Annotated in this window: 11 protein-coding genes and 1 pseudogene; 10 read left to right on the top strand and 2 right to left on the bottom strand. The window is 39.3% G+C overall.

Features of this window, described 5'->3' with window-relative positions; genetic code table 11:
• Window positions 1-124: 124 nt before the first annotated feature.
• From FGQ53_RS04890 to adcA, 10 genes and pseudogenes are all read left to right on the top strand, one after another.
• Window positions 125-229: pseudogene (locus FGQ53_RS04890) on the top strand (IS5/IS1182 family transposase); the annotation flags it as partial.
• A 339-nt stretch (window positions 230-568) separates the two neighbouring features.
• Window positions 569-700: a teichoic acid D-Ala incorporation-associated protein DltX gene (locus FGQ53_RS04885; RefSeq protein ID WP_000813664.1), complete on the top strand. Its 132-nt coding sequence runs from the start codon at window positions 569-571 to the stop codon at window positions 698-700.
• Window positions 701-720: 20 nt separating this feature from the next.
• Complete coding sequence (dltA, locus tag FGQ53_RS04880; RefSeq protein ID WP_138336211.1) at window positions 721-2,271, top strand: D-alanine--poly(phosphoribitol) ligase subunit DltA; 1,551 nt, start codon at window positions 721-723, stop codon at window positions 2,269-2,271.
• A complete protein-coding gene (dltB, locus tag FGQ53_RS04875; protein WP_138336209.1) occupies window positions 2,268-3,512 on the top strand; it encodes a D-alanyl-lipoteichoic acid biosynthesis protein DltB in 1,245 nt (414 codons plus the stop codon). The genes dltA and dltB overlap by 4 nt, the downstream gene beginning before the upstream one ends.
• A 13-nt stretch (window positions 3,513-3,525) precedes the next feature.
• Window positions 3,526-3,765 carry a D-alanine--poly(phosphoribitol) ligase subunit DltC gene (gene dltC / locus FGQ53_RS04870; protein WP_000351967.1) on the top strand — a complete coding sequence of 80 codons (240 nt, stop codon included), beginning with the start codon at window positions 3,526-3,528 and terminating at the stop codon, window positions 3,763-3,765.
• A complete protein-coding gene (gene dltD, locus FGQ53_RS04865) occupies window positions 3,758-5,026 on the top strand; it encodes a D-alanyl-lipoteichoic acid biosynthesis protein DltD (RefSeq protein ID WP_138336204.1) in 1,269 nt (422 codons plus the stop codon). Before dltC ends, dltD begins: the two co-directional genes overlap by 8 nt.
• A gap of 149 nt (window positions 5,027-5,175) precedes the next feature.
• The gene (gene adcR, locus FGQ53_RS04860) at window positions 5,176-5,616 is read left to right on the top strand and encodes a zinc-dependent transcriptional regulator AdcR (RefSeq protein WP_001249308.1); all 441 of its coding nucleotides are present in this window, start codon (window positions 5,176-5,178) and stop codon (window positions 5,614-5,616) included.
• Window positions 5,616-6,320, top strand: a complete 705-nt coding sequence (locus FGQ53_RS04855) for a metal ABC transporter ATP-binding protein (protein ID WP_138336201.1) — start codon at window positions 5,616-5,618, stop codon at window positions 6,318-6,320. Before adcR ends, FGQ53_RS04855 begins: the two co-directional genes overlap by 1 nt.
• Window positions 6,313-7,119 (top strand): metal ABC transporter permease, encoded by an 807-nt coding sequence (locus FGQ53_RS04850; RefSeq protein WP_000950038.1) that lies wholly within the window; start codon window positions 6,313-6,315, stop codon window positions 7,117-7,119. The genes FGQ53_RS04855 and FGQ53_RS04850 overlap by 8 nt, the downstream gene beginning before the upstream one ends.
• Before the next feature lie 9 nt (window positions 7,120-7,128).
• A complete protein-coding gene (gene adcA, locus FGQ53_RS04845) occupies window positions 7,129-8,634 on the top strand; it encodes a zinc ABC transporter substrate-binding lipoprotein AdcA (RefSeq protein ID WP_138336197.1) in 1,506 nt (501 codons plus the stop codon).
• Window positions 8,635-9,260: 626 nt separating this feature from the next.
• Here the strand turns inward: adcA and FGQ53_RS04840 are convergent.
• Both FGQ53_RS04840 and FGQ53_RS04830 read right to left on the bottom strand, forming a co-directional pair.
• Window positions 9,261-10,112, bottom strand: coding sequence for a 5'-nucleotidase, lipoprotein e(P4) family (locus FGQ53_RS04840; RefSeq protein ID WP_138336220.1), 852 nt, complete (start codon window positions 10,110-10,112; stop codon window positions 9,261-9,263).
• A 493-nt stretch (window positions 10,113-10,605) separates the two neighbouring features.
• Window positions 10,606-11,379 (bottom strand): DeoR/GlpR family DNA-binding transcription regulator, encoded by a 774-nt coding sequence (locus FGQ53_RS04830; RefSeq protein ID WP_138336194.1) that lies wholly within the window; start codon window positions 11,377-11,379, stop codon window positions 10,606-10,608.
• Between the last annotated feature and the right edge of the window lie 100 nt (window positions 11,380-11,479).

The following is an 11,479-nucleotide window of genomic DNA, read 5'->3' as shown; positions in this document are numbered from 1 at the left end:
TCGTTTATGAAAGCGCAGATTTTTCTTATCTTTGAGAGCTTTTGTGAGAATGTTTTTGTCATTGGTAGTAAATGTTGCTTGTGTCATATATCTATTATACGTCAATTTTTGATTTTTGTTAAGTATTAAAACCTTTCAAATCATGGCACAGCCCTATCGTAATCGTAGAAAACGGTTTGAATTAAGATCTGAGTTGATTTGTGGCATCATCAACTACGAGATGATGTAGTTACCGAACAAGTCTACTATAAAAATCTCTAGATAAAGGGAACTGCACCGATAAAGTGAGACGCAAGATAAGGCTCTATAATATTTATAGTGGAGAAATCCTCTATAGGTAGTATGGAGCCTACTTTGTTGTAGCTCCCCATGTAGTCCATACTGAAAAGAATTCAAGCTATCATTGGAAAGAGTCACATGGAACAAATTAAAGTTGCTTAAATGTAGTGAAAATGTATGGTAAACAATTGAAAAATTACCCTATAAAGTGGTACAATGGTAGAAAAATAAGCTAGTAAGAATCACTCTTATTTTAGCGAAAAATTACAGAAATGAATGGTTTTTCTTGATGAAACAGAGAAAAGAATTGTACCTCTTTCTTGGTCGGACAGCCTTGTATTTTATTATCTTTCTAGGGCTACTTTACTTTTTTAGCTATCTTGGTCAGGGTCAAGGAAGCTTTATCTATAATGAATTTTAACTTGAAGGAGAATCCTTATTGTGTCAAATAAACCAATAGCAGATATGATTGAAACCATTGAGCATTTTGCTCAGACCCAGCCTAGCTATCCTGTCTATAATGTTTTAGGGCAGGAACACACTTATGGCGATTTAAAGGCTGATTCGGATAGTTTGGCTGCAGTTATTGACCAGCTGAATTTGCCAGATAAGTCTCCTGTAGTCGTTTTTGGTGGCCAAGAATATGAAATGTTGGCAACTTTTGTAGCCTTGACTAAGTCAGGACATGCCTACATTCCAATTGATAGTCATTCGGCCTTGGAGCGAGTTTCGGCTATTTTAGAAGTGGCAGAGCCAAGTTTGATTATTGCCATTTCAGACTTTCCATTGGAGCAGGTTTCTACACCGATAATGAATCTAGCTCAGGTTCAAGAATCCTTTGTCCAAGGGAATAACTATGAAATCACGCATCCAGTCAAGGGAGATGATAATTACTACATTATCTTTACTTCTGGTACAACTGGTAAGCCTAAAGGAGTGCAGATTTCCCATGATAACCTCCTCAGTTTTACCAACTGGATGATTACGGATAAGGAATTTGCGACGCCAAGTCGTCCGAAAATGCTGGCTCAACCGCCGTATTCTTTTGACTTGTCTGTCATGTACTGGGCACCGACCTTGGCACTTGGTGGTACACTTTTCGCTCTTCCTTCAGCTATTACTCAGGACTTTAAGCAACTCTTTGCGACTATCTTTTCATTGCCAATCGCTATCTGGACTTCCACACCGTCCTTTGCGGATATGGCCATGTTGTCTGAAGACTTCAACAGTGAGAAAATGCCTGAAATCACGCATTTCTACTTTGATGGTGAAGAATTGACGGTCAAAACGGCACAAAAACTACGCGAGCGTTTCCCAAATGCCCGTATTATAAATGCTTACGGCCCAACAGAAGCGACAGTAGCCCTATCAGCTGTGGCCGTGACAGACGAGATGTTAGCGACTCTCAAACGCCTACCAATCGGCTATACCAAGGCTGATTCTCCGACCTTTATCATTGATGAAGAAGGCAATAAACTGCCAAATGGGGAACAGGGAGAAATCATTGTTTCTGGGCCAGCTGTTTCAAAGGGCTATATGAACAATCCAGAAAAAACAGCGGAAGCCTTCTTTGAATTTGAAGGACTGCCAGCCTATCACACAGGCGATGTGGGAACCATGACGGATGAAGGCTTGCTTCTCTACGGCGGACGCATGGACTTCCAGATTAAGTTTAACGGTTACCGCATTGAGTTAGAAGATGTCTCTCAAAACCTCAATAAGTCTCGTTTTATTGAGTCTGCTGTCGCAGTTCCACGTTATAACAAGGACCACAAGGTACAAAATCTACTGGCCTATGTCATCTTAAAAGATGGTGTTCGTGAGCAGTTTGAGCGTGATATCGATATTACTAAGGCTATTAAGGAAGACTTGACAGATATCATGATGTCCTACATGATGCCGTCTAAATTCCTTTATCGAGACAGTTTGCCATTGACTCCAAATGGAAAGATTGACATCAAAGGATTGATTAACGAGGTGAATAAGAGATGATGGAGTTCTTTCAACAGCTTCCTCATTTAGAGCCCTACGGCAATCCTCAGTATTTTGTCTATGTGATTGTTGCGACCTTGCCCATTTTTATCGGTCTCTTTTTCAAGAAACGCTTTGCCTGGTATGAAGTGCTGGTTAGTCTCTTCTTTATCGTCACCATGTTGGTGGGTGGGAAGACCAATCAATTAGCTGCCTTGGGTATTTACCTTTGCTGGGAAATATTGCTCGTACTCTCCTACAAGCATTATCGAAAAAGTAAGGATGGCAAGTGGGTCTTCTACCTAGTTAGCTTTCTGTCCCTCCTTCCGATTATCTTTGTCAAGGTGCAGCCAGCTATCAATGGAACGCAGTCTTTGCTTGGATTCTTGGGAATTTCTTACCTGACCTTTCGTTCGGTTGGGATTATCATCGAACTGAGAGATGGGGTGATTAAGGACTTTACCCTCTGGGAATTCCTTCGTTTCCTACTCTTCATGCCGACTTTCTCGAGTGGTCCAATTGATCGCTTTAAGCGTTTTAATGAAAATTATCAGACCATTCCTGAGCGGGATGAGTTGATGGATATGCTAGATGAATCCGTTCGCTATATCATGTGGGGATTTTTGTACAAGTTTATCCTAGCTCATGTTTTAGGAGAGACCTTACTCCCTCCTCTGAAGAATCTAGCCCTGCAGTCAGGTGGCTTCTTTAACCACTATGCCTTGGCAGTTATGTATACCTTTGGTCTGGAGCTTTTCTTTGACTTTGCAGGTTACTCTATGTTTGCCTTGGCCATTTCAAATTTGATGGGAATTCGTAGCCCTATCAACTTTAATAAGCCCTTTTTATCAAGGGATTTAAAGGAATTTTGGAATCGTTGGCACATGAGTCTTTCTTTCTGGTTCCGTGACTTTGTCTTTATGCGAATGGTGATGGTATTGACCAGAAAGAAGGTCTTTAAGAATCGCAATGTAACCTCAAGTGTGGCCTACATTGTAAATATGCTGATTATGGGATTTTGGCATGGTGTGACCTGGTACTATATCGCCTATGGACTCTTTCATGGACTAGGCTTGGTCATCAATGATGCTTGGATTCGCAAGAAAAAAACGCTCAATAAGGAACGGAAAAAAGCAGGGAAGCCTGCTCTACCTGAGAATCGCTGGATTCAGTTGCTTGGCATGGTTGTCACCTTCCATGTCGTCATGCTGTCATTCTTAATCTTTTCTGGGTTTTTGAATGATTTATGGTTTAAAAAATAAAAGGAAATAAAATATGGATATCAAATCAGAAGTTATCGAAATTATTGATGAGTTGTTTATGGAAGATGTTTCTGACATGATGGATGAAGATCTTTTTGATGCAGGTGTCTTGGATAGTATGGGCACGGTTGAGTTGATTGTGGAGATTGAAAACCGTTTTGACATTCGTGTCCCTGTAACAGAGTTTGGTCGTGACGACTGGAATACAGCTAATAAAATCATAGCTGGTATTGTGGAGCTACAAAATGCTTAAACGCTTATGGATGATCTTCGGACCGGTCTTGATAGCTGGTTTGTTGGTTATTTTGGTTATATGCTGTTATCCTGCAAGTATTAGACATGACATTGTATCTGAAAAGCATTCGGCAGCTTCTGTTACTGCAGAAAGTTTTAGAGAACGAAATCAAAAATCAAAAGCTTTGTCTGATACTTCTATCCGATTTATACCTTTCTTTGGTTCAAGTGAGTGGCTTCGTTTTGATGGTGCTCATCCTGCAGTATTGGCGGAGAAATACAATCGCTCCTATCGTCCTTATCTTTTAGGACAGAGTGGAGCTGCATCGCTAAACCAGTATTTTGGAATGCAACAGATGTTGCCAGAAATAGAGAATAAGCAAGCCGTATTTGTTATATCTCCCCAATGGTTTACAGAAAATGATTATGAATCTGCGGTATTTCAATCGTATTTTAATGGTGACCAATTAACTTCCTTTTTAGAAAATCAATCAGGAGATATTAGTAGTCAGCATGCATCTAAGAGATTATTAAAACAGTTTTCAAATGTATCAATGAAAGATATAGTACAAAAAATTGCTAATAATGAGTCTCTTTCAGAGTTTGATCATATTCGTATAAAGATTGGCACTCTAATCAATCAGAAACAAGCAAATTTTTTTGGACAGTTCTCAATCAGACAGTGGTTGAAATATAAAGAACATGTTGATAAATATTTGAATACTATTCCAGAACAGTTTTCTTATCAAGATATAGAAGATGTTATTAAAGCAGATGCTGAAAAAAATACTTCCAATAATGAATTTGGTATAGATAATCACTTCTATGATACACAAATCAGAGATTATTTGAAAAAGTTAAAAGGATCACAGACTAGTTATAATTACCTTAAATCTTCTGAGTACAATGACTTGCAGTTGGTTTTAACCCAGTTTTCTAAATCCAAGGTAAATCCGATTTTTATCATTCCACCTGTTAATAAAAAATGGATGGACTACGCTGGTCTACGAGAGGACATGTATCAACAAACGGTGCAGAAGATTCGCTACCAGTTAGAAAGTCAAGGTTTTACCAATATAGCAGATTTTTCTAAGGATGGCGGGGAGCCTTTCTTTATGAAGGACACCATTCACCTTGGTTGGTTGGGTTGGTTGGCTTTTGACAAGGCAGTTGATCCTTTCCTATCCAATCCCACACCAGCTCCGACTTACCATCTGAATGAGCGCTTCTTCAGCAAAGATTGGGCGACTTATGATGGAGATGTCAAAGAATTTCAATAGATAATATAGAAGAGTTCAAGAATGAAACTAGTTTTCACGTTTTTTCTTGACTCTTTTTTTGCTTGTGATATAATTAACTGGTAAACAAAATTTCAAAGAATAGTATTTTTCTCTTAAAATGGAGAAGTCTGAAAGAAAAGGAGTAACATATGAGACAGCTGGCAAAGGATATCGATGCCTTTTTGAATGAGGTGATTTTGCAGGCGGAAAACCAACATGAAATCCTAATAGGTCATTGCACTAGTGAGGTGGCTCTGACCAATACTCAGGAGCATATCCTCATGCTCTTGTCGGAGGAATCTTTAACTAATTCAGAGTTGGCTCGTCGCCTCAATGTCAGTCAGGCGGCAGTTACCAAGGCCATTAAGTCTTTGGTCAAGGAAGGGATGCTGGAGACATCTAAAGATCCTAAGGATGCGCGTGTGATTTTTTATCAGTTGACTGACTTGGCTCGTCCAATTGCTGAGGAGCATCATCATCACCATGAGCATACACTTTTAACCTATGAACAAGTGGCGACTCAGTTTACTCCAAATGAACAAAAAGTGATTCAGCGGTTTTTGACTGCTTTAGTAGGAGAAATCAAATAATGAGATATATTACGGTAGAGGATTTATCCTTCTATTATGATAAAGAGCCTGTTCTTGAACATATCAATTATAGTGTTGATAGTGGGGAATTTGTTACCTTGACAGGGGAAAATGGGGCGGCTAAGACGACACTGATTAAGGCCAGTCTTGGAATCCTCCAACCGCGCATTGGTAAGGTGACCATTTCAAAGACAAATACGCAGGGTAAGAAATTGAGAATAGCATATCTTCCTCAGCAGATTGCCAGTTTTAATGTAGGTTTTCCAAGTACGGTTTATGAATTTGTCAAGTCGGGTCGCTATCCGCGAAAAGGCTGGTTCCGTCGCTTGAATGCTCATGATGAGGAGCATATCAAGGCTAGTTTGGACTCAGTTGGTATGTGGGAACATCGAGACAAACGCTTGGGGTCTCTATCTGGAGGACAAAAGCAGCGAGCGGTAATCGCGCGTATGTTTGCTTCTGATCCAGATGTATTTATCCTAGATGAGCCGACAACGGGGATGGATGCAGGAAGTAAAAATGAATTTTACGAACTCATGCACCACAGCGCCCATCATCATGGCAAGGCTGTTTTGATGATTACTCATGACCCTGAAGAAGTTAAGGATTATGCGGACCGCAATATTCATCTAGTCCGTAACCAAGACTCTCCATGGCGTTGTTTCAATGTTCATGAGAATGACCAGGAGGTGGGCCATGCTTAGTTTATTATCTTATGACTTTATGCAGCGTGCTTTTCTGGCTGTTATTGCTATGAGTCTTTTCTCGCCGGTGTTGGGAACCTTCCTTATATTGCGTCGTCAGAGTTTGATGAGTGATACTCTTAGCCACGTCTCGCTTTCGGGTGTAGCCTTTGGTCTGGTTTTGGGGATCTCTCCGACTGTTTCTACGATTGCCATTGTCTTGATTGCGGCGGTCTTTCTGGAGTATCTCCGTACGGTTTACAAGAGCTTTATGGAAATCGGGACAGCTATCCTCATGTCAACAGGTCTGGCTGTTTCTCTGATTGTCATGAGCAAGGGTAAAAGCTCGAGTTCTATGAGTTTGGACCAGTATCTTTTTGGTTCGATTGTGACTATCAGTGAAGAGCAGGTCATTTCCCTCTTTGTCATTGCGGCGGTTGTTTTGATTTTGACCTTCCTCTTCTTGCGTCCTATGTATATCTTGACCTTTGATGAGGATACGGCCTTTGTGGATGGCTTGCCTGTTCGTACCATGTCCATTCTTTTTAACATGGTGACAGGGGTGGCCATTGCCCTTATGATTCCTGCAGCAGGAGCTCTTTTGGTGTCGACCATTATGGTCTTGCCAGCTAGTATTGCCCTGCGTCTGGGGAAAAACTTTAAATCGGTTATGCTACTTGCTAGTGCTATTGGATTTTTGGGAATGGTAGCAGGACTTTACATTTCCTACTATGCAGAAACACCTGCAAGTGCAAGTATTACCATTATTTTTGTAACTGTTTTCTTGCTAATTAGTTTGGTAAGACGTTTTATCAAATAGGAGACTAACATGAAAAAAATTAGCTTATTGCTAGCCAGTCTATGTGCCTTGTTTTTAGTGGCTTGTTCCAATCACAAGCAGGCAGATGGCAAACTCAATATCGTGACAACATTTTACCCTGTCTATGAATTTACCAAGCAAGTCGCAGGAGATACTGCTAATGTAGAACTCCTCATCGGTGCTGGTACAGAACCCCATGAATATGAACCTTCTGCTAAGGCAGTTGCCAAAATCCAAGACGCAGATACCTTCGTTTATGAAAATGAAAACATGGAAACATGGGTCCCTAAATTGCTAGATACTTTGGATAAGAAAAAGGTGAAAACTATCAAGGCGACAGGTGATATGTTGCTCTTGCCAGGTGACGAGGAAGAAGAGGGAGACCATGACCATGGAGAAGAAGGTCATCACCATGAGTATGATCCCCATGTTTGGTTGTCACCAGTTCGTGCTATTAAACTTGTAGAGCACATCCGTGATAGCTTGTCAGCAGATTATCCTGATAAAAAAGAAACCTTTGAGAAGAATGCTGCTGCCTATATCGAAAAATTGCAAGCCTTGGATAAGGATTATGCAGAAGGCTTGTCTCAAGCTAAACAAAAGAGCTTTGTGACTCAGCACGCAGCCTTTAACTACCTTGCTTTGGACTATGGACTCAAGCAGGTCGCAATCTCAGGTCTCTCTCCAGATGCAGAGCCATCAGCTGCTCGTTTGGCAGAATTGACAGAGTACGTCAAGAAAAATAAAATTGCCTATATCTACTTTGAAGAAAATGCCTCACAAGCTCTTGCTAATACACTTTCAAAAGAGGCAGGTGTCAAAACAGATGTCCTCAATCCTTTAGAAAGTCTGACAGAAGAGGATACCAAGGCTGGAGAAAATTACATCTCTATCATGGAGAAAAATCTCAAGGCTTTGAAACAAACAACAGACCAAGAAGGTCCAGCAATCGAACCTGAAAAGGCAGAGGATACTAAGACAGTTCAAAATGGTTACTTTGAAGATGCAGATGTCAAGGACCGCACCTTGAGTGACTATGTAGGTAACTGGCAATCAGTTTATCCTTTCCTTGAAGATGGTACGTTTGATCAAGTCTTTGACTACAAGGCTAAGTTGACTGGTAAGATGACCCAGGCTGAGTACAAGGCCTACTATACAAAAGGCTACCAGACAGATGTCACTAAGATCAACATTACTGATAATACTATGGAATTTGTTCAAGGTGGACAAAGTAAGAAATTCACCTACAAATATGTCGGCAAAAAAATCTTGACTTATAAGAAAGGCAATCGTGGCGTGCGCTTCCTTTTTGAAGCCACAGATGCTGACGCTGGACAGTTCAAGTATGTTCAGTTTAGTGACCACAATATCGCCCCAGTTAAGGCAGAACATTTCCATATCTTCTTTGGTGGCACAAGCCAAGAAGCCCTCTTTGAAGAAATGGACAACTGGCCAACCTACTACCCAGATAACCTATCTGGACAAGAAATCGCCCAAGAAATGTTGGCGCATTGATGAGAAGCTGACTAGTTCATAAGAGCAGGTCGGTTTTTGGGTAATAGATAGTAACTCTATTAGAGACCTTTCAGATACCTAAGGAACTTTAAACAATGAATAAAACTCTTGAAATATCTGGACTTATATGTTAGAATAATTTTATCGGATAAGGTTCATTAGAACACCAAAGCCCTTAACTATGCCAGTAGTTAAGGGCTTTTTTGACGTATCTTAGCGATTTAACGGGTGTTTGATAGGCCAGTCAGTCGGTCTACTTCTTACCATCTAGCCATTTGCAAACGAAATACAAGATGATTCCAGCTATGACGTCTGCTATGATAGTAAGAGCGAGCTCTGGGATAAGGCTCATTAGTTTCACCTCCTTTCACGAACCGTAAGGAACGTAATCGGTAACCGATGACAAAAATAGTATATCACATTAAATTTAGATCATCAACTTCACTTAATTCTTGAAATATCGGGGATAGGCAAAAAGCTTTTAAAATCAGAAAATGTATAAAAGCTTGATGTTATATCAATCATAAAAGTGGATAGGAAAGTTTTCTGATTATCAGAATTCCTTCCTATCCACTTTTTGAAGATTGTAAGTTAGCCTTAGTTTATATAGAATCAGCTTATTTGTTTTATTTATCAAAACCTTGCAAAGCTTTTTGGCGTTCTTCTACTTGACCTTTAGCATCTAGTTTATTACCACCGTATACAGCTGATTCCCATGATCCGTACATTGGATTTGGGAAGATGATGAATTTTTCACCGAATTCTTTTTGCAATTCTTCAAGTTGTTTATCACGGTCAGATTCAGAAGTCTTAGAAAAATCTGCAAAGTCTACGAGGTTATCACCAAACAATAAGATAAGATTTGTGTTTTCTTGAACTTTTTGGCGACGACCCTCTTTGGATTTTACACCACTTTCTAAGAACATGAGATGATCACGTCCTTGAACAGGAATTCCTTCACTTTCAAGATTTTTAATGGTAGCATCTACTTGATTATCTGAGCGGTCAGAAATATAGTAGATTTGGACACCGTTTTGATCAGCAAACTGAAGAAAATCCTTGGCACCTGGGACAGCTTTTGCTGAAGCTTTTTGAACCCAAACATCCCAATTTTCGGGTGTGAATGCTGTACCATCTTTGACATTTTGTACTTGATAAGGGCTATTATCTAGGACAGTTTCATCCAAGTCTAAAACGATAGAGTAAGGTTTGTCTGATTCTGTTTTGAGCAATTCCTTTAGGTGCTTTGTTGCAACGTTATAACCCTGTATGTATAAAGCTTTAGTTTCAGCTGATTTTTGATACCAAAGGGTTGACATAGTGTTTTCTCTTGACCGTAGTTGGTCATATGTCATTGTAATTTGATTATCAGATGAGCTATTATTGCTTGTCTGTGTTTCTATGGACTTTGTTGCACAACTAGACAATAAGACTACAGAAGCAAGTGCAGAAAGGATTGTAACAGATGAAGATTCTATAGAAGTTAATGTAATGAAAAAAGCGATTTCTAACTTGAAATGCAGTTTCACCTCATATTTTTGAAGTTCATTAGGTATCTGAAAGGTCTAAGCGAAAAAGTATTTAAAGTCAGAAAAACGCATAATATCAGGTGCGCCAAAACTTGATACTATGCGTTTTATTGTGGGAAGATTTACTCCATTTTCTCCTGAAATTGAGTTTTTGTCCAGCCTCTGTTTTTGAGTTGCTGAGAAAATAATGTCATGTGGTGAGTATTTGTAGATAAGTCAGCAGACAGAACGAATATTCTTCGAAAATCTCTTCAAACCATGTCACCTTCGTCTTTCCGTATATATGTGACTGACTTCGTCAGTCCTATCCACCACCTCAAAACAGTGTTTTGAGCTGACTTCATCAGTTCTATCTACAACCTCAAAACAGTGTTTCGAGCTGACTTGATCAATTTTCAAATCTGTACTTTGAGCAACCTGAGACTAGTTTCCTATTTGATTTTCATTGACTATCAGAAACCCATTCTCCATCAAATAATTCGACTGCGTCTAATAATTTTTGATCTGGCACGGTGTCAGAGATAAAGGTTGTGTATTTGGAGAGGGGATTAATTTTAAAAAATCCAGTCTTGTAAAATTTAGAACTATCAATCAGTAAGATGGTTTCATGGGCTTTGTCAATAATATTCTTTTTTGAAATAGCTTGGCTGAGAGAAGCTTCATAAACATATTGGTCATCAATACCTCTTGCTGAACAAAATGCTAAATCGATATTAAAATGATCTAATAAAGAATTTTCTTTATCATAGTTGATGACGGAACAGGATTGATGTTTGACCTCGCCAGATGTGATAAAGATTTTGGAGCTATCTTTAACCGTTTCAGATAAGGTTTGTGCAGTATGTAAACCATTTGTAAAAATAATCAAATTATCAAGTTCAGAAAGATAGGGACAAAGTTCGTAGACAGTCGTACTGGAATCCAGATAGATACACATGCCAGACCGAATAAAGTCTTTAGCGAGACTAGCGATTAGTCTTTTTTGCCTAGTACTTTCTCCTTCACGTATTTGATGAGAAAGTTCAATTGTGTTCATAGAGGATAGGGTCACGTATCCGTGCTTTCTTTTGATAAGACCTTGATTTTCTAAGAAAATTAAATCACGACGTAAGGTACTTGTGCTGGAGAAAGTGATTTCTGCCAGCTCTTTTACGGGAATTCTTTTTTTCTTTTTGATAATTTCAATTAATTCAAGCACACGTTCATCTTTTATCATAAGCTCCTCCTAATTTATAATTTCAACTATATTATAGCACAAATTGGAGGAATGTGAATTATTTTTATGTTTATGGAGCAAATATATGAATTTTATTCAA

Origin of the sequence: Streptococcus mitis, assembly GCF_005844455.1 — a bacterium.
Lineage (GTDB): Bacteria > Bacillota > Bacilli > Lactobacillales > Streptococcaceae > Streptococcus > Streptococcus mitis_BF.
Note: the sequence above shows the minus strand (reverse complement) of the source record. Positions and strands in the feature narration are given on the sequence as shown.

Excerpts from the sequence above, each read along its gene's own strand:
- FGQ53_RS04850 (WP_000950038.1), top strand. The coding sequence starts at position 6,313 with ATGCTTAGTTTATTATCTTATGACTTTATGCAGCGTGCTTTTCTGGCT.
- adcR (WP_001249308.1), top strand. The coding sequence starts at position 5,176 with ATGAGACAGCTGGCAAAGGATATCGATGCCTTTTTGAATGAGGTGATT.
- dltC (WP_000351967.1), top strand. The coding sequence starts at position 3,526 with ATGGATATCAAATCAGAAGTTATCGAAATTATTGATGAGTTGTTTATG.
- dltD (WP_138336204.1), top strand. The coding sequence starts at position 3,758 with ATGCTTAAACGCTTATGGATGATCTTCGGACCGGTCTTGATAGCTGGT.
- dltB (WP_138336209.1), top strand. The coding sequence starts at position 2,268 with ATGATGGAGTTCTTTCAACAGCTTCCTCATTTAGAGCCCTACGGCAAT.
- FGQ53_RS04855 (WP_138336201.1), top strand. The coding sequence starts at position 5,616 with ATGAGATATATTACGGTAGAGGATTTATCCTTCTATTATGATAAAGAG.
- FGQ53_RS04885 (WP_000813664.1), top strand. The coding sequence starts at position 569 with ATGAAACAGAGAAAAGAATTGTACCTCTTTCTTGGTCGGACAGCCTTG.
- FGQ53_RS04830 (WP_138336194.1), bottom strand. The coding sequence starts at position 11,379 with ATGATAAAAGATGAACGTGTGCTTGAATTAATTGAAATTATCAAAAAG.
- adcA (WP_138336197.1), top strand. The coding sequence starts at position 7,129 with ATGAAAAAAATTAGCTTATTGCTAGCCAGTCTATGTGCCTTGTTTTTA.